Annotated in this window: 22 protein-coding genes and 3 tRNA genes; 7 read left to right on the top strand and 18 right to left on the bottom strand. The window is 62.7% G+C overall.

Annotation, left to right across the window (positions count from 1 at the left end; all coding sequences use genetic code 11):
• Positions 1-90: 90 nt before the first annotated feature.
• Together clpP and tig are read right to left on the bottom strand one after the other, a co-directional pair.
• Entirely contained in the window at positions 91-729 is a 639-nt protein-coding gene (gene clpP / locus ACP691_RS11180; RefSeq protein ID WP_040260827.1) for an ATP-dependent Clp endopeptidase proteolytic subunit ClpP, read from the bottom strand.
• Positions 730-817: 88 nt separating this feature from the next.
• Entirely contained in the window at positions 818-2,131 is a 1,314-nt protein-coding gene (gene tig, locus ACP691_RS11175) for a trigger factor (protein ID WP_426149514.1), read from the bottom strand.
• 277 nt (positions 2,132-2,408) lie between these two features.
• Between tig and ACP691_RS11170 the strand changes: the two genes are divergently transcribed.
• A complete protein-coding gene (locus ACP691_RS11170) occupies positions 2,409-2,942 on the top strand; it encodes a biliverdin-producing heme oxygenase (protein ID WP_426149513.1) in 534 nt (177 codons plus the stop codon).
• 23 nt (positions 2,943-2,965) lie between these two features.
• Here the strand turns inward: ACP691_RS11170 and hepT are convergent, their stop codons facing one another.
• From hepT to ACP691_RS11145, 5 genes are all read right to left on the bottom strand, one after another.
• Entirely contained in the window at positions 2,966-3,400 is a 435-nt protein-coding gene (hepT, locus tag ACP691_RS11165; RefSeq protein ID WP_426149512.1) for a type VII toxin-antitoxin system HepT family RNase toxin, read from the bottom strand.
• Entirely contained in the window at positions 3,390-3,785 is a 396-nt protein-coding gene (mntA, locus tag ACP691_RS11160) for a type VII toxin-antitoxin system MntA family adenylyltransferase antitoxin (RefSeq protein ID WP_426149511.1), read from the bottom strand. The genes hepT and mntA overlap by 11 nt, the downstream gene beginning before the upstream one ends.
• Before the next feature lie 118 nt (positions 3,786-3,903).
• Positions 3,904-3,988, bottom strand: a tRNA-Leu gene (locus tag ACP691_RS11155).
• Between the two features lie 55 nt (positions 3,989-4,043).
• Positions 4,044-4,119: transfer RNA gene (locus ACP691_RS11150), tRNA-His, on the bottom strand.
• Between the two features lie 45 nt (positions 4,120-4,164).
• Positions 4,165-4,241: transfer RNA gene (locus ACP691_RS11145), tRNA-Arg, on the bottom strand.
• Positions 4,242-4,530: 289 nt separating this feature from the next.
• Here ACP691_RS11145 and folD point away from each other — a divergent pair.
• A complete protein-coding gene (gene folD / locus ACP691_RS11140; protein ID WP_426149510.1) occupies positions 4,531-5,385 on the top strand; it encodes a bifunctional methylenetetrahydrofolate dehydrogenase/methenyltetrahydrofolate cyclohydrolase FolD in 855 nt (284 codons plus the stop codon).
• A 69-nt stretch (positions 5,386-5,454) separates the two neighbouring features.
• On the opposite strand, the gene ACP691_RS11135 is transcribed toward folD, so the two are convergent.
• From ACP691_RS11135 to ACP691_RS11110, 6 genes are all read right to left on the bottom strand, one after another.
• A complete protein-coding gene (locus ACP691_RS11135; protein WP_426149509.1) occupies positions 5,455-7,197 on the bottom strand; it encodes an ABC transporter substrate-binding protein in 1,743 nt (580 codons plus the stop codon).
• A gap of 65 nt (positions 7,198-7,262) precedes the next feature.
• Complete coding sequence (locus tag ACP691_RS11130) at positions 7,263-7,535, bottom strand: DUF2160 domain-containing protein (protein ID WP_426149508.1); 273 nt, start codon at positions 7,533-7,535, stop codon at positions 7,263-7,265.
• Between the two features lie 10 nt (positions 7,536-7,545).
• A complete protein-coding gene (locus tag ACP691_RS11125; RefSeq protein WP_040260835.1) occupies positions 7,546-8,346 on the bottom strand; it encodes a carbohydrate ABC transporter permease in 801 nt (266 codons plus the stop codon).
• A 5-nt stretch (positions 8,347-8,351) separates the two neighbouring features.
• Positions 8,352-9,215, bottom strand: a complete 864-nt coding sequence (locus ACP691_RS11120) for a carbohydrate ABC transporter permease (RefSeq protein ID WP_040260836.1) — start codon at positions 9,213-9,215, stop codon at positions 8,352-8,354.
• Entirely contained in the window at positions 9,212-10,309 is a 1,098-nt protein-coding gene (locus ACP691_RS11115) for an ABC transporter ATP-binding protein (RefSeq protein WP_426149507.1), read from the bottom strand. The genes ACP691_RS11120 and ACP691_RS11115 overlap by 4 nt, the downstream gene beginning before the upstream one ends.
• Positions 10,309-11,403 (bottom strand): ABC transporter ATP-binding protein, encoded by a 1,095-nt coding sequence (locus ACP691_RS11110; RefSeq protein ID WP_426149506.1) that lies wholly within the window; start codon positions 11,401-11,403, stop codon positions 10,309-10,311. Before ACP691_RS11110 ends, ACP691_RS11115 begins: the two co-directional genes overlap by 1 nt.
• A gap of 211 nt (positions 11,404-11,614) precedes the next feature.
• Between ACP691_RS11110 and ACP691_RS11105 the strand changes: the two genes are divergently transcribed.
• On the top strand, positions 11,615-13,405 hold the full coding sequence (locus ACP691_RS11105; RefSeq protein ID WP_426149505.1) for a sigma-54-dependent Fis family transcriptional regulator: 1,791 nt from the start codon (positions 11,615-11,617) through the stop codon (positions 13,403-13,405).
• 104 nt (positions 13,406-13,509) lie between these two features.
• Here the strand turns inward: ACP691_RS11105 and cysS are convergent, their stop codons facing one another.
• Both cysS and ACP691_RS11095 read right to left on the bottom strand, forming a co-directional pair.
• Positions 13,510-14,892: a cysteine--tRNA ligase gene (gene cysS / locus ACP691_RS11100; RefSeq protein ID WP_426149709.1), complete on the bottom strand. Its 1,383-nt coding sequence runs from the start codon at positions 14,890-14,892 to the stop codon at positions 13,510-13,512.
• 7 nt (positions 14,893-14,899) lie between these two features.
• Complete coding sequence (locus tag ACP691_RS11095) at positions 14,900-16,600, bottom strand: glutamine--tRNA ligase/YqeY domain fusion protein (RefSeq protein WP_426149504.1); 1,701 nt, start codon at positions 16,598-16,600, stop codon at positions 14,900-14,902.
• A 178-nt stretch (positions 16,601-16,778) separates the two neighbouring features.
• Between ACP691_RS11095 and ACP691_RS11090 the strand changes: the two genes are divergently transcribed.
• Positions 16,779-17,282: a peptidylprolyl isomerase gene (locus ACP691_RS11090; protein ID WP_426149503.1), complete on the top strand. Its 504-nt coding sequence runs from the start codon at positions 16,779-16,781 to the stop codon at positions 17,280-17,282.
• Positions 17,279-18,001 (top strand): UDP-2,3-diacylglucosamine diphosphatase, encoded by a 723-nt coding sequence (gene lpxH, locus ACP691_RS11085; RefSeq protein ID WP_426149502.1) that lies wholly within the window; start codon positions 17,279-17,281, stop codon positions 17,999-18,001. Before ACP691_RS11090 ends, lpxH begins: the two co-directional genes overlap by 4 nt.
• Before the next feature lie 7 nt (positions 18,002-18,008).
• Here the strand turns inward: lpxH and ACP691_RS11080 are convergent, their stop codons facing one another.
• Entirely contained in the window at positions 18,009-18,833 is an 825-nt protein-coding gene (locus ACP691_RS11080; RefSeq protein ID WP_426149501.1) for a substrate-binding periplasmic protein, read from the bottom strand.
• Positions 18,834-18,976: 143 nt separating this feature from the next.
• Here ACP691_RS11080 and ACP691_RS11075 point away from each other — a divergent pair, with 143 nt between their 5' ends.
• Positions 18,977-19,534 carry an exonuclease domain-containing protein gene (locus ACP691_RS11075; RefSeq protein WP_426149500.1) on the top strand — a complete coding sequence of 186 codons (558 nt, stop codon included), beginning with the start codon at positions 18,977-18,979 and terminating at the stop codon, positions 19,532-19,534.
• 62 nt (positions 19,535-19,596) lie between these two features.
• A complete protein-coding gene (locus tag ACP691_RS11070; RefSeq protein WP_040260844.1) occupies positions 19,597-19,878 on the top strand; it encodes a pyrimidine/purine nucleoside phosphorylase in 282 nt (93 codons plus the stop codon).
• Between the two features lie 42 nt (positions 19,879-19,920).
• Here the strand turns inward: ACP691_RS11070 and pdxB are convergent, their stop codons facing one another.
• Together pdxB and tusA are read right to left on the bottom strand one after the other, a co-directional pair.
• Positions 19,921-21,066, bottom strand: a complete 1,146-nt coding sequence (gene pdxB / locus ACP691_RS11065; RefSeq protein ID WP_426149499.1) for a 4-phosphoerythronate dehydrogenase PdxB — start codon at positions 21,064-21,066, stop codon at positions 19,921-19,923.
• 18 nt (positions 21,067-21,084) lie between these two features.
• Entirely contained in the window at positions 21,085-21,339 is a 255-nt protein-coding gene (gene tusA, locus ACP691_RS11060) for a sulfurtransferase TusA (RefSeq protein WP_040260846.1), read from the bottom strand.
• Positions 21,340-21,381 lie beyond the last annotated feature (42 nt).

Here is a 21,381-nt window from a genome sequence, read left to right as displayed (position 1 = left end):
TGTAGGCTTGAAACACAAGATGAAGGCAATTGCGGGCTTTTTCAAGCCCGCGGACGGCGGGAGAATCCCGCCGCACAGGATTCACGCCTATTACGCCGGCATCTGCCGCTTGTCGAGCACCGAATCCACCAGACCATACTCGGCAGCGCGAGCCGCGCTCATGAAGTTGTCGCGGTTGGTGTCCTGCTCGATGGTCTCGATACTCTGACCCGTGTGGAAAGCCAGCAGTTCGTTCAGTCGCGCGCGGATCGAGAGGATCTCCCGGGCATGGATGTCGATATCCGACGCCTGGCCCTGGAAGCCGCCCAGGGGCTGGTGGATCATCATCCGCGAGTTGGGCAGGCAGTAACGCTTGCCCTTGGCCCCGCCGGCGAGCAGGAAGGCCCCCATGCTGCAGGCCTGGCCGATGCAGATGGTGGAGACGTCCGGCTTGATGAACTGCATGGTGTCGTAGATGGACATGCCGGCAGTCACCGAGCCGCCTGGAGAGTTGATGTAAAGATGGATGTCCTTGTCGGGATTCTCCGCTTCCAGGAACAGCAGCTGCGCCGCTACCAGGTTGGCCATGTAGTCTTCGACCGGGCCGATCAGGAAAATCACTCGCTCCTTGAGCAGGCGTGAGTAGATGTCATAGGCGCGTTCGCCACGCGCGGACTGCTCGATAACCATCGGGACCAGGCCACCAGCGGCCTGGATGTCAGAGCTCTGAATATAAGAATTGCGGGACATGCCTGCACTCACTCCCAATTAGTCATGCCTTAGATACGCATAAGCCAGCGCGAAGGCTGGCTTATGGTTTTTCCGAAGCGGGGCCGGTTTACGCGGCTTCAGGCGCCGCCTGGGCCGGTTTTACTGCTTCTTCGTACGAGACCGCTTTATCAGTCACACTAGCTTTCTGCAGGACAGTATCCACAACTTGCTCTTCCAGCACAACCGAGCGGACTTCGTTCATCTGCTGGTCGTTCTTGTAGTACCAGCTCACGACCTGCTCCGGTTCCTGATAGGCCGAGGCCATTTCCTGGATCAGTTCACGCACGCGGGCGTCGTCCGGCTTGAGCTCGAACTGCTTGACCACTTCGGCGACGATCAAACCCAGAACCACGCGACGCTTGGCTTGTTCTTCGAACAGCTCGGCCGGCAACTGGTCAGGCTTGATGTTGCCACCGAACTGCTGAACGGCCTGGACGCGCAGGCGGTCCACTTCGTTGGCCAGCAAGGCCTTAGGCGCTTCGATGGGGTTGCTGGCCAGCAGGCCGTCCATGACCTGGTTCTTCACCTTGGCCTTGATCGCCTGGCGCAGCTCGCGCTCCATGTTCTTGCGCACTTCGGCGCGGAAGCCTTCCAGGCCGCCTTCCTTGATGCCGAACTGGGCGAAGAATTCGTCGTTCAGCTCAGGCAGAGTGGGCGCAGAAACGCTGTTGACCTTGACGCTGAACTCGGCGGCCTTGCCGGCCAGGTCCAGGTTCTGGTAGTCCTCGGGGAAGGTCACGTTCAGAACGCGTTCTTCACCGGCCTTGGCGCCGACCAGGCCGTCCTCGAAGCCGGGGATCATGCGCCCGGAGCCCAGCACCAGCTGGGTACCGGTGGCCGAGCCGCCCGCGAAGGCTTCGCCGTCGATCTTGCCGACGAAATCGATGTTGAGCTGGTCTTCGTTCTGCGCTTCGCGCTCCGCGACTTCGTAGCGCACGTTCTGCTTGCGCAGGATGTCGAGCATGTTATCCACGTCGGCGTCGGTCACCTCGGCGCTCTGGCGCTCGACGGCGATGGATTCGAAGCCGGCCACGGAGAATTCGGGGAACACTTCGAAGGTAGCGATGTATTCCAGGTCCTTGCCCTTTTCGAACACCTTGGGCTCGACGGAAGGCTGGCCGGCGGGATTGAGCTTCTGCTCCATCACGGCTTCGTAGAAGGTGGCCTGGATCAGGTCGCCCAGGGCTTCCTGACGCGCGGCGGCTTCGTAACGCTGGCGGATCACGCTCATCGGCACCTTGCCAGGACGGAAGCCAGGCACCTTGGCCCGACGGGCAGTCTGCTGCAGACGCTTGTTGACTTCGGTCTCGATGCGCTCGGCGGGCACGCCGATGGTCATGCGGCGCTCGAGCGCCGAAGTGTTTTCAACAGAAACTTGCATGGATATTCCTCGTTGCACAGACGATAGCCGGCGATTCCCGACTCCAGATCAAGGGCAAGCATTCTAGTGATTCGATTGGCAGAAGTCACGCCACCCGAGCGGCGGCGAAAGGCGCACCCATCGCCGGGCCAGGCGGCAGCGTTTGACACCCCAGACCAGAGCGATCCAGCCATCACCGCCGTTAGCCGAGCCTGGACTGCACCTGATACGCTAGGGCGTCATCTTACTGCTGGAGTACCTGGTCATCGCCTCGGACATCTCACCCGCCCTCGCCGCCTTGCGCGACGCTACCCGGGAGCTGCACGCCGCCCTGGATGCCGCCTCACCACTGACCGCGCCAGGCTTCGACGGCGAAGCCTACCTGGCCTATGCTCGACGGGTGCTAGGCTGGATGCGCCCAGTGGAACGACACCTCCAGGCAGCCGGCCTGCCTTGGCCCGTTGACCTGCACATGGATGCGCGCGCAAGCAAAGGCGGTTGGCTGCTCGAGGACCTGGGCGGCGACGCAAGCCCGCCAGACTGCCCTTACATACCCCGACCGCAAGACCTGGCAGAAGCCTATGGCCTGGCATATGTCTGCGAGGGTGCGACCCTGGGAGGCGCCTACCTTTACAAGCGCCTTTCCCCTGCCCTGGCACCGATGCCGCTGCGCTGGCTGCGAGGCTATGGCGGTGAGACCGGCCTGCTCTGGAAAACATTCCTGGCTCACTTGGCCACGGATGTGACCACGCCCGAAGCGATCGGCGCCGCGGCCCAGGCAGCTCGCGAGGGATTTCAGACATTCGAGCGCTGGATGCGCGACACCGACTAACGGGCCGGGGACCGAAAGGTGCTTCAGGCGGCGGGACCAGCTTGCTGGGCGTCTCGCCGCAGGATTGTCGAGCTGAAGGCAATCATGTCGTCGAGGTTGCTGGTGATGATCGAGACAAGAATGGGGATATGCATGGCCTGGTAGTCATGGACAGCGATATTGCGGAAACCGACCATGGCCTTCATCGAAGAGGCTAGACCGGCACTCAACCAGCCGCCTCGGTGCAACAACTCGAAAACGTCTCGGGAACTTTGCGGCACACCGAGCCTTTCTCGCCGCACCAAGTGCTGCCCCATATCCAAGGCGGCCTCGCAGGCTCGCTGGACGTTCAGAATGGCAGCGTCTTGTCGCGTATAGTCAGACAGAAAGTCCTTCGCCCCTTTGGCATACTCTTCCCGGGCTCTGCCGACGCATCGCTCGATGGTCGCCGCCTTGTTGATGAGTACGTCATCGATCATGGATAACCCCTGTTTTACCGATATCCTCTAGCAACCCAGCCCGAGCAGTATCGAGCTCCGTTTTTTCCTGCAGAATGAAAGCCTCGTAAAGCCCGGCTTCCACTCCATCTGCCCATAATCGCCTTCCTTGCGTGATGATCTGGTACTGCATGACGGTGCTGGCCTGGCGCAGATCAAGAAGATCGACTGGACAGCCTGCGATATCAGCCAATTCGCCAGATAACGCCCATAATCGCAATGGCTCGAGCTTGCCTTTGACCAAGACGGCGAGATCTACGTCACTGGCGAGCCCAGCGGTGCCCTTGGCATGACTACCGAAGAGATAGATCGCTATCAGCCCTTCAAGACTGGCTCGCAGGTACCGCTCAACATCATCCAGCCACATGCGCCCTCCTCAACCCTATCGCGACCCTAGCAGGTCCTTGGTCTTTGACATAGAAGAGGTATTGGAAGAAAGCACTGGAAACGAAAAAACCGCCCCGAGGGGCGGTTTTTATACTACATGGTGCGGACGAAGAGACTCGAACTCTTACAGCTTGCGCCGCTGGAACCTAAATCCAGTGTGTCTACCAATTTCACCACGTCCGCTTGAAGCTATTAAAGCAAAGGCGCCAGACTTTCGTAAGGCGCCTTTCCACGAATATGGGGTGGACGATGGGAATCGAACCCACGACAACTGGAATCACAATCCAGCGCTCTACCAACTGAGCTACGCCCACCATATTGCATCACTTGCCAACCAAGCGAGTCCCAACGCAGCCTAATGGCGCGCCCGGCAGGACTCGAACCTGCGACCATCCGCTTAGAAGGCGGATGCTCTATCCAGCTGAGCTACGGGCGCTCGGTATTCAACTTCAGGGCTGAAGTGAAAAAGCCGCCACCACCAACTACCTGCCAACCTCATGAAACAAAACAGGTTTTAGCGGTCACTTGCGCCAGCGTTTAGGCCCTGCCCGACAAGTGCGACGAATCTTATAGATGGCCCTGAAGGGCGTCAACTCTTTTTTCGAAAAAAATTCATGGATTTAAAGGGCTTAGCGTTTTCTTCGATTGCCGCGCCTTTGACCTGGCCGCCCACCGTGCGAGAATACGAGCACCTTTTTCTCCCCTTCCATGGTTTATCGCGCGTCATGACAGCACAACTTATCGATGGCAAGGCTATTGCCGCCAACCTGCGCCAACGGATCGCCCAGCGCGTGGCCGATCGCAAGGCGCAGGGGCTGCGCGTACCCGGCCTGGCCGTCATTCTGGTAGGTACCGACCCGGCTTCGCAGGTCTACGTTTCCCACAAGCGCAAGGACTGCGAGGAAGTCGGCTTCCTGTCCCGCGCCTACGACCTTCCAGCCAGTACCCGCCAGCAGGAACTGGAAGCGCTCATCGACGAGCTGAACGCGGACCCGGCCATCGACGGCATCCTGCTGCAATTGCCCCTGCCCAAGGGGCTGGATGCGTCCGGCCTGCTGGAGCGCATTCACCCGGACAAGGACGTGGACGGCTTCCACCCTTACAACGTCGGCCGCCTCGCCCAGCGCATTCCGCTGCTGCGTCCTTGCACGCCCAAGGGCATCATGACGCTGCTGGAAAGTACCGGGCAGGATCTGTACGGCATGAACGCAGTAGTGGTCGGGGCCTCGAACATCGTCGGCCGCCCCATGGCCATGGAGTTGCTGCTCGGTGGCTGCACCGTCACCGTGACCCACAGGTTCACCCGGGACCTGGCCGATCACGTCGCTCGCGCTGACCTGCTGGTGGTCGCGGCGGGCAAGCCGGGGCTGGTGAAAGGGGAATGGATCAAGCCTGGCGCCATCGTGATCGACGTTGGCATCAACCGTCAGGATGACGGCAAGCTGGTAGGGGATGTGGTTTATGACACCGCCCTGCCCCGGGCCGGATGGATCACCCCCGTGCCGGGCGGCGTCGGCCCGATGACCCGGGCCTGCCTGCTGGAAAATACCCTCTACGCGGCCGAGGCACTCCACCCGTAACCGGGGTTTTGCCGCTGGCGAACAGGCCTGGGCTCCAGGCCAGATTCGCCAGCCGCGCCGGGCGAGCCGCTATTTCTTCGCCGCTTCCCAGGACTTCAACAGCTCGCTGTAGCTGACGGTCTGCCCCTGGGGTTTCTCATTGGCCAGCTTCGGCTTGGGTGCGCCGGGCTGGTCGAACCAGTACTGGGCGGTCTTCTCTTCATTGAGCTTCGGCCCGCACTTGGAGCCGGCCTGTGCCCGCTCCAGGCGCTTGAGCATGTTGTCCTGGTCCAGCGCCAGCCCATCCAGCGCCTGCTGGGCGGTCTTCTCGCCGCTGACCGCGTCCGAGACGTGCTTCCACCACAGCTGGGCCAGCTTCGGATAATCCGGCACGTTGGTTCCGGTCGGCGTCCACTGCACGCGCGCCGGGCTGCGGTAGAACTCCACCAACCCGCCGAGCTTGGGCGCCAGGTCGGTCATGGCCTGGGAATTGATGTCCGATTCACGAATCGGCGTCAGGCCCACGATGGTCTTTTTCAGCGAAACCGACTTGGCCGTCACGAACTGCGCGTACAGCCAGGCCGCCAAGCGCTGTTTCTCCGGGGTGGACTTGAAGAAGGTCCAGGAACCGGTGTCCTGGTAGCCCAACTTCATACCCTCTTCCCAGTACGGCCCCTTGGGTGACGGCGCCATCCGCCACTTGGGCGTGCCATCGCTGTTCACCACGGGCAGGCCCGGCTTGGTCATGTCCGCGGTGAAGGCGGTGTACCAGAAGATCTGCTGGGCGACCGCGCCCTGCGCGGGCACCGGGCCTGCCTCGGAGAAGGTCATGCCCGCGGCCTGGGGAGGCGCATAGGCCTTGAGCCAGTCGATGTACTTTTGTGTCGCGTAGACGGCCGCCGGGCCGTTGGTATCGCCACCACGGGTCACGCTGGAACCTACCGGACGGCAGTCCTCTACCCGGATACCCCACTCGTCCACCGGCAGCCCGTTAGGCAACCCCTTGTCGCCGCCACCGGCCATGGAGAACCAGGCATCGGTGAAGCGCCATCCCAGGGAAGGGTCTTTCTTGCCGTAGTCCATGTGGCCATAGACGCGCTTACCGTCGATCTCCTTGACGTCTTCGCTGAAGAACTTGGCGATGTCTTCATAAGCCGACCAGTTCACCGGCACGCCCAGTTCATAGCCGTACTTGGCCTTGAATTTCTCTTTCAGGTCAGGCCGCTCGAACCAGTCGGCGCGGAACCAGTACAAGTTGGCGAACTGCTGGTCGGGCAGCTGGTAGATCTTGCCATCGGGCGCGGTGGTAAAGGAGATGCCGATGAAGTCTTGCAGGTCGAGGGTCGGCGAAGTATAGGCCTTGCCTTCGTTGGCCATCATATCGGTGATCGATTCGGCCTTGCCGTAGCGGAAGTGAGTGCCGATCAGGTCGGAGTCATTCACCCAGCCGTCATAGATGTTCTCGTCCGATTGCATCTGGGTCTGTAGTTTCTCTACCACATCGCCTTCCTGCACCAGGTCGTGGGTGAGCTTGATGCCGGTGATTTCGGTGAAAGCCTTGGCCAGCACCTTGGACTCGTACTCATGGGTGGTCAGGGTTTCAGACACTACCTTGATGCTCATGCCACGGAACGGCTTGGCCGCTTCGATGAACCACTTAAGCTCGGCCATCTGCTGCTCGGAGCTTAGGGTCGAGGGCTTGAACTCGCTATCGATCCACTTCTTCGCCGCGTCTTCGTACTGGTCGGCGTGGGCCAGCGAGCCATAGGCGGTGAGCACCAGCAGGGCGGCCAGCGTGAAGCCCTGTCGCCTGTTGTTCTTGTTGTCCAGCATGGGGAACCTCCCGAATGGATATACGCGCCGCGCCCAGCGGCCAGCGCCCGTCTAGCAAGGGGCGATCAGCCCCAGCGCATCACTACTGCCAACCACACCAGGGCCAGCGCCGAGGCTACCCAGATGCTCCAGTCGGTAACGCCTATCACCAGCAAGTGAAGATAGGCGCTACCGAGAAGGCCGATGAACAGCCGATCGCCACGGGTCGTGGCAATCGGCAGGAAACCACGCCGCTCGGCGCCGGGCCGCCGCAGCTCGTAGGCGGTCATGCCGGCCAGCAGCACCGCGATGGCGATGAAGAACACGGCAGTGGGTAGAGTCCAGGCCATCCAGTTCATGGGCGCCTCCTCAGACGCGCCCAAGGGCGAAGCCCTTGGCCACATGGTTGCGAACGAACCAGATCACCAGCACACCCGGCACGATGGTCAGCACGCCGGCGGCCGCCAGCACGCCCCAGTCGATTCCCGCCGCCGAGACGGTCCGGGTCATGACCGCGGCGATGGGCTTGGCGCTGACGCTGGTCAGGGTGCGCGCCAGCAGCAGTTCCACCCAGGAGAACATGAAGCAGAAGAACGCGGTGACACCGATGCCAGAGCCGATCAAGGGAATGAAGATGCGCAAGAAGAATTTCCAGAACCCATAGCCATCGATGTAAGCGGTTTCGTCGATTTCCTTGGGCACGCCCGACATGAACCCTTCGAGAATCCATACCGCCAATGGCACGTTGAACAGGCAATGAGCCAAGGCTACGGCATAAGGGGTATCGAACAGGCCGATAGAGGAATACAGCTGGAAGAAGGGCAGCAGGAACACCGCCGGGGGCGCCATGCGGTTGGTGAGCAGCCAGAAGAACAGGTGTTTGTCACCCAGGAACCGATAACGGGAGAAAGCATAGGCCGCCGGCAGCGCCACCAGCAGCGAAATCAGCGTGTTGAGGCTTACATAAGTCAGGGAATTGAGGTAACCCTGATACCAGCTTGGGTCGGTGAAGATCACCTGGTAATTGGCGAGGGTGAAATCCTTGGGCCAGAGGGTCAGGCCACCGAGGATTTCCGTATTGGTCTTGAACGACATGTTCACCAGCCAGTAGATAGGCACCAGCAGGAAGGTGAGAAACAGGGTCAAGGCGATGGGTTTGCGCATGGTCATGGCCCTCAAGCCCGGTCCGAATGGGTCATGGCGGTGTAGAACACCCAGGACACCAACAGGATGATCAGGAAATACACCAGCGAAAACGCGGCCGCCGGGCCCAGGTCGAACTGTCCCACCGCCATCTGGGTCAAGGTCTGGCTCAGGAAGGTGGTGGCATTGCCGGGCCCGCCACCGGTGAGCACGAAGGGCTCGGTGTAGATCATGAAGCTGTCCATGAACCGCAGCATGACCGCGATCAGCAACACGCTCTTGAGCTTGGGCAACTGGATGTAGCGAAACACCGCCCAGGGCGAGGCGCGGTCGATGCGCGCCGCCTGGTAGTACACATCGGGGATGGCGCGCAGGCCCGAGTAGCACAACAGGGCCACCAGCGAGGTCCAGTGCCACACGTCCATTACCAGCACCGTGCCCCACGCATCGCGGGTATGGGCCGCGTAGTTGTAGTCCATGCCCATGGCATTGAGGGCCCAGCCCATCAGGCCGATGTCGCCCCGGCCGAAGATCTGCCAGATGGTGCCGACTACGTTCCACGGAATCAGCAGCGGAATCGCCATGACGATCAGGCAGAGCGAGGCACGACGCCCCTTGCTCGGCATGCACAGGGCGATGGCGATGCCCAGGGGGATCTCGATGGCCAGCACACAGGCCGAATAGATGAACTGTCGCAGCAGGGAATCATGCAGACGCGGATCCTGCAGCACCTGCCGGTACCAATCGGCGCCGACGAAGAACCGACTATTGACGTCGAAGATATCCTGCACCGAATAGTTGACCACCGTCATCATCGGCACGATGGCGCTGAACGCCACCAGGATGAACACTGGCATCACCAGCCACCAGGCCTTGTTGTTGGGGACTTTGTTCATTGGCCTGCCTCCACCAGCTTTTCATCGGCATAGAGCATCAGCCAGGGGGCCGGGAAACTGACAGGGATCTCCCCCTCCGGCAATTGCCGGTCTTCGGGCAAGCGTGCCATCAGGCGCTTGCCGCCCAGTTCCAGGGTAATGATCCGGTAGGTACCGAGGTCTTCCACGTGACGCAGACGCGCCGCCAGGGTGTGCTCGGAAGGCGCGTCCCAGATGCGCACGAACTCCGGGCGGATACCCAGTTGCAAGCGCTGCCCGGCCAATCCAGGGAGCTGGCTCTCCAAGCCCACCGGCACGGGTACACGCACGTCACCGAAGGTCAGGAAACCGTCCTGCTCGGTGACGTCGATCAGGTTCATGCCCGGGCTACCGATGAAGTAGCCGACGAAGCTGTGGCGCGGCCGCTCGAACAGCTCCCGCGGGGTGCCGAACTGGACGATCTGCCCGCCATACATCACGGCGATCTTGTCGGCGAAGGTGGAGGCCTCCAGCTGGTCGTGGGTGACATACACCATGGTGATGTTGAACTGCTCGTGGATCTGCTTGAGCTTGCGCCGCAGCTTCCACTTCAGGTGCGGGTCGATCACGGTCAGGGGCTCGTCGAAGAGAATGGCCGAGACGTCATCGCGCACCAGCCCGCGCCCCATGGACACCTTCTGCTTTTCATCGGCGCTCAGGTTGCGAGCCTTCTTGCCCAGCACCGGGGTTAGCTCGAGCACCTCGGCGATTTCCTCGACCTTGCGCTGTATCCGATCGGCAGCCATGCCCTGGTTACGCAGGGGAAAGGCCAGGTTGTCGAACACGGTCATGGTGTCGTACACCACGGGAAACTGAAAAACCTGGGCAATGTTGCGCTGTTCCGGCGTCAGCTCGTTCACTCGCCTGCCATCGAACAGCACCTGCCCCTCGGAGGGATTGAGCAAGCCGGAGATGATATTGAGCAAGGTGGACTTGCCACACCCGGACGGCCCCAGCAACGCGTAGGCGCCACCCTGCTCCCAGATGTGGTCCAGCTGGCGCAGCGCGTAATCTTCAGGCGCACCGGGCTCGCGAACATAGCTATGAGCCAATTGTTGCAGACGGATCTCAGCCATCAGGCGACCCTCGCCATGCGTCGGCCGGGCGCCTGGACAAGGCGACCCTGGGGCTCGAACACGAACAGTTTGTGGGTGGGGATGTACACCTTGATAGGCGCATCCACGGGAAACTCGTGAACACCGGGCAGGTGCGCCACCAATCGCCACTGATCGTTGCGCACATGCAGGAAGGTTTCCGAGCCACTGATTTCCGCCAGCTCCACGGTCACCGCCAGCTCCAGGTCGTCATCATTCGACGGCACCAGGCTGATATGGCTGGGGCGCACCCCGAAACGGAAATCCCCCTCGCCAAGACCTTGCAGGTCGGCGTTCAAGGGGAAATGAGCGAAGTCGGCAAAGCTGGTCTCCCCACCCCGGATACGCCCCGGCAGCAGGTTCAGCGGTGGCTCGGAGAACAGCTCGGCCGCCAGCACTTCACTCGGTCGCTGGTACACCTGGGCGGTATCGCCGCTCTGAATGATCCGCCCCTCGTGCACCAGGGTGGTGGTACCGCCCAAGGCCAGGGCCTCGTTGGGCTCGGTGGTGGCGTAGACGGCGATGGTATGGCGAGCGGCGAACAGCTCACGCATTTCCAGGCGCAGCTCTTCACGCAGTTTGTAGTCCAGGTTGACCAGGGGCTCATCGAACAGAACCAGCTCCGCGTCCTTGACCAAGGCCCTTGCCATGGCCGTGCGCTGTTGCTGGCCGCCGGATAGCGCCAGCGGATGCCGCCCCAGGAAGGGCTCGATGCGCAGCATCCGCGCCGTGGTGCGCACACGCTGGTCGATCTCGTCCGCAGGCAGTCGCGCCTGACGCAAGGGCGAAGCGATGTTTTCGTAGACGGTGAGGTTGGGGTAGTTGATGAATTGCTGGTAGACCATCGAGACCTTGCGCTCCCGTACGGGAACACCGGTGACATCCCTGCCGTGCATCAGTATCTGGCCGCCGTCGGGGCGGTCCAGCCCGGCCATCAGACGCATGAGGCTGGTTTTGCCGGCCAGGGTCCGGCCTAGCAATACATTGAAAGAGCCGGCTTCGAAGCGCAGGTTGGCGGCGTCGATCCAGCGCTGCCCATCCACGATACGGCTCACGTTGCGCAGTTCCAATGCCATGGCGGCGCCCTTCTTGTTGTAGTGAGCAAGTCATAGCCACAACTGTGCCAAACGGTGAAAAGTGCATTGCCAGAGCGGGCGGACCACGCGGCGCGTTCAGAACTGAACAGAAATGAACACGGAGCGCTGAACAATTGAACACCCGGAGTGTTGACAATGTTCAGCTTTGAACAACACTGGGAGGACAAAAATAACCATAAAGGGCAGCAGCATGTCCGCGAGCACCAGCGCCATCGTTCATGAGCAGGCCATTCGCGAAGCCTGGGCACGTTCCACAGCGGCAGGCCTCGATGCCCAGGCGGCGCCCGACCATGGCAAGCCGGACGCTTCCACCGTAGCCCACTGGCAAGCGAGGCGCGCTGAGGTGCTGCACATTGCCGATACCTGCCTGGTGCCCACGTACGCTCAGGTCTTGGCCCCTATCCAAGCCCTGTTGTTGCTGGCCGACGAGCACGGCAAGCTGCTGCGCAGCTGGGGCACGCCGCGCTTCGCTCCTGGCCAGGCCCATGGTTTCCTCCCGGGGGCCGACTGGAGCGAGGCGCGGGTCGGTTGCAATGCCCTGGGCACCGCGCTCGCCGCGGGCCAGGCGGTCCATGTGGAGCATGACGAGCACTTCCTCGCCGCCAACCGCTTCATGAGCGGCTCGGCCGCCCCTGTCCATGATGCCGATCGTCGATTGGTGGGCGCGCTCGCTTTGTCCAGTGACAGCTTCCTGCCGCCGTCTCATACCCTCGGCACCGTGAAGATGATGGCCCAGGCCTTGGAAAACGCGCTGCTGGAGGCACGCCTGCGCGATCATCACTACCGGCTGGTGTTCAACACCGCGCATAACAACCTGGACAGCCCCTGGGCCGGGGTGGTGGTGTTCCGCCCGGACGGTCAGATCATTGCCGCGAACCGTCGCGCCGATACCCTGTTGGGCAAGGATCCACGAGGCGCTAATCTGGACAGCGTGTTCAAGCTGGGCCTGGCCGAGTTGCTCGGGCGCGCCGGCCAGCAACCTTTCCCCTTGCTGGCGGCGGGACGCAGTCGCTTGCAATGCCTGTTGCAGGCCCCCGCCCGCCCCGCCCAGGCCAAGGTGCCCTTGCCCAACGAGCAAGCGACGCTTGTGCATAAGGGCCTGCGCTTGCTGGAGCGCGATATCCCGGTATTGATCCGCGGCGAGACCGGCTCGGGCAAGGAGGTTCTGGTCAAGGCGCTGCATGCGGCCAGCTCCCGGGCCCACCAGCCGCTGGTCGCAGTGAACTGCGCCGCTATCCCGGCAGAGTTGGTTGAATCCGAGCTCTTCGGCTACGAGCGCGGTGCCTTCACCGGGGCCAACCAGAAGGGCAACCTCGGCTTGATCCGCAAGGCTGACAAGGGCGTGCTGTTCTTCGATGAAATCGGCGACATGCCACTAGGCACCCAGGCCCGGCTGCTGCGGGTATTGCAGGAACGGGCGATCCAGCCATTGGGCAGCGGCGATCCGGTGCCGGTGGATGTCCGGATCCTTTGCGCGACTCACCGTGACCTGCGCGAGGCTGTGACCGAGGGACGATTCCGTGAAGACCTGTACTACCGGATCGCCGGCTTTACCCTGACCTTGCCCCCCTTGAGAGCGCGTAGCGATCGCCGTGAACTGATCCAGGCCATATGGGAGCGGCACCGCCAGCCAGAGCAGGACGCCGGTTTCAGCGAGGCGGCCCTCCACGCTCTGATGACTCACCCCTGGCCCGGCAACCTGCGTCAACTCAACAGCGTGATCCAGGTCGCCCTCGCCCTGGCGGACGACGCGCTGATCGAGTTGGAGCACCTGCCGGAAGAACTGCTGGCAATGGCGGACCACCCCGCCGCGACCTGGTCGCCGCCACAGGCGCTACCCGCCCGGATGATGGAGGTACCTGCCCAGGACATCAACGCCCTGCTGCGCGCCACGGATGGCAATATCTCCCAGGTAGCCCGACGGCTTGGCGTAAGCCGCAACACCGTCTACAAGCGGCTGCGGGAAATGAATGCCGGGTAAGCGCCAGCGAAACGGCCGAACAGGCGCTGGCCTTGAGAGCCATTCGGCAGCTGGCGCTGCCTCCCACCTGTGGGACCCAGCGCCAGCTGGGGAATCGCTGTCCGCTAGTCCGCCAGGCGCCAGCTGGTGCCGCCCTTGCCATCCTCCAGCAATACACCCATGGCGGTCAGCTGATCGCGGATACGGTCGGACTCTGCCCAGTTCTTGTCCGCCCGTGCCTGCAAGCGCGCCTGGATGAGGGCATCTACCTCGGCAGCGTTGACCCGATGCTCGGCGCCAGCGCGCAGGAAGGCTTCGGCGTCGAGCTGGAGAACGCCGAGCAGGCCGCCCAGTTCACGCAAGCGCCCGGCCAGGCCAGCGGCGGCCTGGGCATCGGTATCGCGCAGGCGGTTGATCTCGCGCACCAGGTCGAACAGCACCGCGCAAGCCTCAGCGGTGTTGAAGTCGTCGTTCATGGCCGCGGCGAAGCGCTCCACGAAGGCTTCTCCGCCCGCCGGCTGGCTCAGGGGCAGACCCTTGAGCGCGTGGTAGAAACGTTCGAGGGCGCCCTTGGCATCGCGCAGGCTGTCTTCGGAATAGTTGATGGCGCTACGGTAATGGCTGGCTACCAGCAGGTAGCGAACCACCTCGGGATGGTACTTTTCCAGCACATCGCGGATGGTGAAGAAGTTGTTCAAGGACTTGGACATCTTCTCGCCATTGATGCGGATCATCCCGCAATGCATCCAGGCGTTGGCGTAGGGCTTGCCCGTGGCCGCCTCGCTCTGGGCGATCTCGTTCTCATGGTGCGGGAATTCCAGGTCGCTGCCGCCACCATGGATGTCGAAGGTTTCGCCCAGGCAGCAGGTGGACATCACCGAGCATTCGATGTGCCAGCCCGGCCGGCCCGGCCCCCACGGAGACTCCCAGCTCGGCTCCCCCGGCTTGGCGGCCTTCCACAACACGAAGTCGAGCGGATCCTGCTTGGCTTCTTCCACCTCGATGCGAGCGCCGATGCGCAAGTCTTCGATACGCTTGCGCGACAGCTTGCCGTAGCCCTGGAACTTGCCGACGCGGTAATACACGTCGCCATTGCCCGGCGCATAGGCATAGCCCTTATCGATCAGTTGCTGGATCATCGCCTGCATGCCGGCGATATGGTCGGTGGCCCGCGGCTCCTGGTCCGGCGGCAGGATATTGAGCCGTCGCTCGTCCTCGTGCATGGCGTCGATCATGCGGGCAGTGAGGGCATCGATGGGCTCGCCGTTTTCGCGAGCGCGATTGATGATCTTGTCCTCGACATCCGTGATGTTGCGCACATAGGTCAGGTCATAGCCGCTATGGCGCAGCCAGCGGGTAATCAGGTCGAAGGCGACCATGCTGCGACCGTGGCCCAGGTGGCAGTAGTCGTAGACCGTCATGCCGCAGACGTACATGCGCACCTTGTTGCCATCCATTGGCTTGAAGGGTTCCTTGGCCTTGGTCAGGGTGTTGTAGATGGTCAGCACGGTGGCATCAGCTCCAGGAGTCACGCAGGGTCACGGTACGGTTGAACACAGGCTTGCCTGGCCGGGTATCTTTCAGGTCCGCGCAGAAGTACCCCTCGCGCTCGAACTGGAAGCGGTCCTCGGGCTGGGCCTGGGCCAGGGACGGCTCGGCGCGGCAGCCGGTAAGCACCTGCAGGGAATCCGGATTGATGTTGTCCAGGAAGCTGCCGCCCTCCTCCGATTTCTCTGGGTTCGCCGAGCGGAACAGCCGGTCGTACAGGCGAACCTCGCATTCCACGCTGGCCTCGGCCGGCACCCAGTGGATGACGCCCTTGACCTTGCGCCCCTCGGGATTCTTGCCCAGGGTATCCGGGTCGTAGGAGCAGCGCAGCTCCACGACATTGCCTTCGGCGTCCTTGATCGCTTCGTCCGCGCGGATCACGTAGGCCCCGCGCAAGCGTACCTCGCCGCCTGGCTCCAGGCGCTTGTAGCCCTTGGGCGGGTTCTCCATGAAATCGTCGCGGTCGATGTACAGCTCGCGGGCGAAGGGCAGCTGGCGCATGCCCATGTCTTCCTTGGGATGGCGCGCCAGTTCCAGCACCTGCCGCTCGCTTTCCGGATAGTTGGTGAGGGTCACCTTCAGGGGGCGCAGCACGCACATGGCGCGCGGCGCGGTGCGATCCAGGTCCTCACGGATGGCGAACTCGAGCATGCCCATGTCCACCACGCCGTCGGAACGGTTGGTGCCGATCATCTCGCAGAAGTTGCGAATGGCCCGAGGTGTATAGCCACGGCGACGATAGCCCTGCAGCGTGGACATGCGCGGGTCGTCCCAGCCACGCACGTGCTGCTCGTCCACCAGCTGCTTGAGCTTGCGCTTGCTGGTGATGGTGTAGTTCAGGTTCAGGCGCGAGAACTCGTACTGGCGCGGCTTGCTGGGCACCGGCAGGTTGTCGAGGAACCACTCGTACAGCGGGCGATGGCCTTCGAACTCCAGGGTGCAGATGGAGTGGGTGATGCCTTCGATGGCATCGGACTGGCCATGGGTGAAATCGTAATTGGGGTAGATGCACCAGGCATCGCCGGTCTGATGGTGATGGGCATGGCGAATGCGGTACAGGATGGGGTCGCGCAGGTTCATGTTCGGCGATGCCATGTCGATCCTGGCGCGCAGCACGCGCTCGCCGTCCTTGAACTCGCCGGCTTTCATGCGCGCGAACAGGTCCAGGTTTTCCTCGACGCTCCGGTCACGGAACGGGCTGTTCCTGCCTGGCTCAGTGAGACTGCCACGGTATTCGCGGGCCTGCTCGGGGGTGAGATCGTCCACATAGGCCTTGCCGGCCTTGATCAGCTCCACCGCCCAGTCATGCAGCTGGTCGAAATAATGGGAGGCGTAGCGCACTTCGCCCGCCCATTGGAAGCCCAGCCACTTGACGTCGGCCATGATGGCGTCGATGTATTCCTGGTCTTCCTTGGCCGGGTTGGTGTCGTCGAAACGCAGGTGGCAGCTACCGCCGAACTCTTCGGCCAGGCCGAAGTTCACGCAGATGGACTTGGCATGGCCGATATGCAGGTAACCGTTGGGCTCTGGCGGAAAGCGCGTGACGATGGCGGCGTGCTTGCCGGCGTCCAGGTCGGCGCGCATGATCGGTCGCAGGAAGTTGGCCGGAACCACGGGCTCGGCCTTGGCGGCGGCGTTCGGAGCGTTGTCGGCGGTAGGCTTGGTCATGGAATCCTTCAAATACGCTATAAGGCCAGCTAGGGTTTACAGGAAAGGTCGGCGGCGCGGCCACTTTTCGTGCAAAGCCTAAAACAAAGCCCGTATCATAGCTGAAGCTGTCAACCCACCGACAGGCCGTCACCGTAAAACCGTGGCGTTCCTTGAAAGTCTGAAAAGAGCGAATTTTATGTCCAAGGTCAAATTGTCCACCAACCATGGCGACATCGTGCTGCAACTCGACGCCGACAAGGCCCCGGTCACCGTGGCCAACTTCATCGAGTACGTCAAGGCCGGCCACTACCAGAACACTATCTTCCATCGCGTGATCGGGAACTTCATGATCCAGGGCGGCGGTTTCGAACCGGGCATGAAGGAAAAGACCGACAAGCGCGCGCCCATCAAGAACGAGGCCAACAACGGCCTGCCGAACAAGAAGTACAGCGTAGCCATGGCCCGCACCATGGACCCGCACTCTGCCTCCGCCCAGTTCTTCATCAACGTGGCGGACAACAGCTTCCTCAACCACACCTCGCCTACCACCCAAGGCTGGGGCTACGCCGTGTTCGGCGAAGTGATCGAAGGCCAGGACGTGGTCGACAAGATCAAGAGCGTCTCCACCGGCTCGAAGGCCGGCCACCAGGACGTGCCCAAGGAAGACGTGGTCATCGAGAACGCCGAGATCATCGAGTGATACTGCTGATCTCCGATCTGCACTTGCAAGAAGAGCGCCCGGACATCACCCGGGCGTTTTTGCACTTTCTTGAAGGGCGGGCCCGAAGCGCCAAGGCGCTGTATATCCTGGGCGACTTCTTCGAAGCCTGGATCGGCGACGATGCCATGACGCCCTACCAGGCCAGCATGTGCTCGGCCCTGCGCGCGCTGGCCGACAGCGGCACCGAAGTGTTCCTGATGCATGGCAACCGGGACTTTCTCATCGGCCAGGCCTTCTGTCGCGCCGCCGGCTGCACCCTGCTGCCGGATCCGAGCGTCATCAGCCTGGACGGTGAACAGGTACTGCTCATGCACGGTGACCTGCTGTGCACCCGGGACGAGGGCTACCTCAAACTGAGGCGGGTACTGCGCCATCCGGCCACGCTGTGGCTGCTGAGGCACCTGCCAGTGGCCTGGCGCCAGCGCCTGGCACGCCGCCTGCGCAACGAGAGCCGCGCCCATACGCGCAACAAGGCCAGCTTCATCGTGGACGTGACCACCGAGGAAGTGCCTCAGGTGATGGACCGTGCCGGCGTCCAGACGCTTATCCATGGTCATACCCACCGCCCGGCCGTGCACAAGCTGGAAGTCGGTACCGCGCCGGCGCGGCGTATCGTGCTGGGCGACTGGGACCGCCAGGGCTGGGTGCTGGAATGGGACCGCCAGGGCGCGCGCCTGGAAGCTTTCGAACTCGGCTGAGGCTGGATCAGGGGGCACGGTGCTCGATGACGGCCGTGCCATCCACCTGGGGCAGAACGGTGATCCCGTAGGGCGCGAAGATCCGGCTCAGCTCACCGTTGGCATGCAGTTGCTCGAACAGGCTCGCCAGCACTTCTGCGCTCAGCGAAGCGTCCGGACGCACGATCGCGTAGTGATGATAGAGCTGGTCGGTTCGCCTGGACACCATGAGGCGATCCTTCAGCTCGGGGTTTTCCTTGAAGAAGTGGTTCAGGTAAGAGCGGGTCACCAGTGCCACATCGGCCCGGTTGCGCGCCACCATCAGCAGGTTGCTGTCATGGGAGTACGTCAGGGTAGCCCTGTAGTGGCTGGCCAGGTAGGCCGGGTCTGCATTGAAAGACGCGAAGGCATAGTGATAGCCGCTGTAGAGGGCCAGGCGCTTGTCGCTCAGCCGACTGAAGTAGCGCTCGTCACGGCCTTCCAGATGCCTAGCCACGAACACTTCCGCGTCTTCGATCCCCATGTCCACGGCCGCGTAGGAAATCGCATCCCATCCCCAACGCGGATTTTCGAACATGGCGATGTCTACCCGACCTTGACGCAGGTCCTGGAACCGCCTGGGCAATGACGTGGGGACCACCTTGAATTGATAGCGGTCCTGCATCCGGTTCAAGGCCGCCAGAAGCTCGGGCAGCAGGCCCGCGTCGGCACCCGCCTCCGGTTCCAGTACATAGGGCGGAAAATGCACGGCCGCGACGCGCACCAGCTCCTGCGCCACCGCAGGACGCGGATTGCCCAGCATGGCGACGGTGACGGCGACCCCGAGGGCCAGGCGCAAGGGCTTGGAGGACAAGGCAAAGGCTCCGCTTGAACATGCTCTTTAAGCTAGGCGGTTTTACCCAAGCCAACAACCTCGCATGCCGACGCCAAGGCGGCCGCGCTGGAACCTTATAAGCTTGCTAGGCTCTAGCAGACAGGATTCGCAAGGAAGACACAATGCCAAACTGGCTGGTCATCGATCTGGAAGCCACCACCGACGAAGGTGGCTGGCCGGTCGAGGAAATGGAGATCATCGAGATCGGCGCCTGCCTGGTCAACCGCGACGGCCGTGAGCTGGATCACTTCCAGCGCTTCGTGCGCCCCCAGCGGCGACCGCTATTGACCTCGTTCTGCAAAAGTCTGACCCATATCGGGCAGGCCGACATCGACGCCGCGCAAGCCCTGCCTCTGGTTTGGGCACAATTCGAACGCTGGCTGGGGCACCTGCCCAGCCCTCTGGCCGGCTGGGTCAGCTGGGGCGACTATGATCGCCAGCAGTTCCTGCTTGCGTGGCGGGAGCATGGCTTGAGCAGTCAACTGGCCGAACTGCCTCACGTCAACCTCAAGCAGCGCTTCGCCAAGGCACGCCAGCTGCCCCGCCCTGCCGGCCTCAACGGTGCCCTGCAGCTGGCTGGCCTGCACTTTCAAGGACAACAGCATCGTGCGCTGGAAGACGCCCGCAATACAGCGCGCCTGCTGCCCCTCGCATTACCTGAACAGTACAAAAGCGGATGACGCCCCCTACGCCCTTGGGCATACTGGCACACCGTTTTCAGCCCCAAGCGAGAGGAATCGCAATGTTCAAGGTCAACGAGTACTTCGACGGCACCGTCAAATCCATTGCCTTCGAAACGGCCGAAGGCCCGGCCACCATTGGTGTCATGGCTGCGGGCAATTATGAATTCGGCACCGCGCAGCGGGAAATCATGCACGTGGTCTCGGGCGCGCTGAAAGTGAAGCTGCCTGAAAGCGACCAGTGGGAAACCTTCGAGGCCGGAAGTCAGTTCCAGGTGCCTGCCAACAGCAAGTTCCAACTGGAAGTGGCCAGCGAAACCGCCTACCTCTGCGAATACCGCTAAACCGGGAGCAGGCGCGCCAGACGCCTGCCCCGTTGTCATGCCTCAATCGAGCAGGGTGGCGCCGAGGCCCTGCACATAGCGCCGCAGCAGCGGTGCCTGCCCTTCGATCCTTACCTTCAGGCCAGTGATTTCCCGGCGCACCGGGTAGGCCTTGCGCAGCGCATCGAAGGCGGCGCGTTGCCGGGTTTCGTCAGCGTCCAGGCTACGCCTGAAGTCGGCATCGTCCCGACGAGGGTCATAGACTCCACGACACAGCATGGCCAGGGCCCAGGCCGGGTCGGCCTCGCCATGCATGTCGACCCGAGCCAGCCAGGGCGCCGGCAGCAGGGTTTCCAGCGATAGCGATGGGCGTTGCCCCTGCCAGGCGCAAAAAGCCTGGTAGATCGCCTCGGTGCCACGTTGCCGACCATCGAGGCTGTAACCGGCGATATGTGGCGTCGCGATCACGCACAGTCGGGCCAGGTCCAGGTCCACGCGAGGCTCTTCTTCCCAGACGTCAAGCACGGCCTGAAGGTCGTCGCGCTGGTTGAGTACTGCCTTGAGGGCCTGGTTGTCGATCACCGGCCCGCGGGCGGCGTTGATGAGCCAGGCGCCTGGCCGCAGGCGCTCCAGCCGCTGACGGTCGAACAGGTGCCAGGTTGCCTGCGGGCCCGTTCGAGTGAGCGGTGTATGCAGGCTGATCACGTCGCACTGCTCGATGATCTCTTCCAGGCTGCAATAGTCGCCCTCCTCGAGCGCCTGTCTTGGTGGGTCGCACACCCGCACGTCCCAGCCAAGACCGCGAAGTACACGGGCCAGCCGCCCACCTACCTGGCCCGCGCCGACGATGCCGTAGCGGCGGCCTGCCAGGGCGACACCGTCCAGTTCGGCCAGGGAGAACAGGCTTCCCAGGACATAGTCCACCACCCCGCGCGCATTGCAGCCTGGCGCGCTGGCCCAGCGGATGCCGGCGCTTTCCAGCCAGGGCAGGTCCAGGTGGTCGGTGCCGATGGTGCAGGTACCGACGAAGCGCACCGCGCTACCCTCGAGCAGGGCCGGGTTGACCCGGGTCACCGAGCGCACCAGCAGCGCGTCGGCGTCACGCACGGCCTCGGCGGACAGGGTACGGCCGGGCAAGCGGCGCACCTGACCGAAACCCCCGAAGAAGGCTTCGGCCAGGGGAATGTTTTCATCGACCACGATCAGCATGACTGAGCCTATGGGCGCTCACTGCGCCTTCTTGCGAATCCAGTAGAGGTAGGTGCCTTCCCGCTCCTGCTGGTCGACCAGCTGGTGGTCCAGGAAAGCACAGAACTTGGGGATATCGCGACGGGTGGAAGGGTCGGTGGCGATGACCTTCAAGAGCCCGCCGGCCGCCAGGTCTCGTACATACTGATGCAGCATCATCACCGGTTCCGGGCAGTTGAGCCCGCTGGCATCGAGCACGGCATCGGCCGTATGAGGTTCGGAGGGCTGAGTCATGGGCTTCCTCTACACGCGAAGGGTTGCACTGGCGCTGTCAGG

It is taken from the genome of Pseudomonas sp. DC3200b2 (assembly GCF_049895785.1).
GTDB classification, from domain to species: domain Bacteria; phylum Pseudomonadota; class Gammaproteobacteria; order Pseudomonadales; family Pseudomonadaceae; genus Aquipseudomonas; species Aquipseudomonas massiliensis.
The sequence above is the reverse complement of the archived record's forward strand: the minus strand, read 5'-3'. Positions and strand labels throughout refer to the sequence as shown.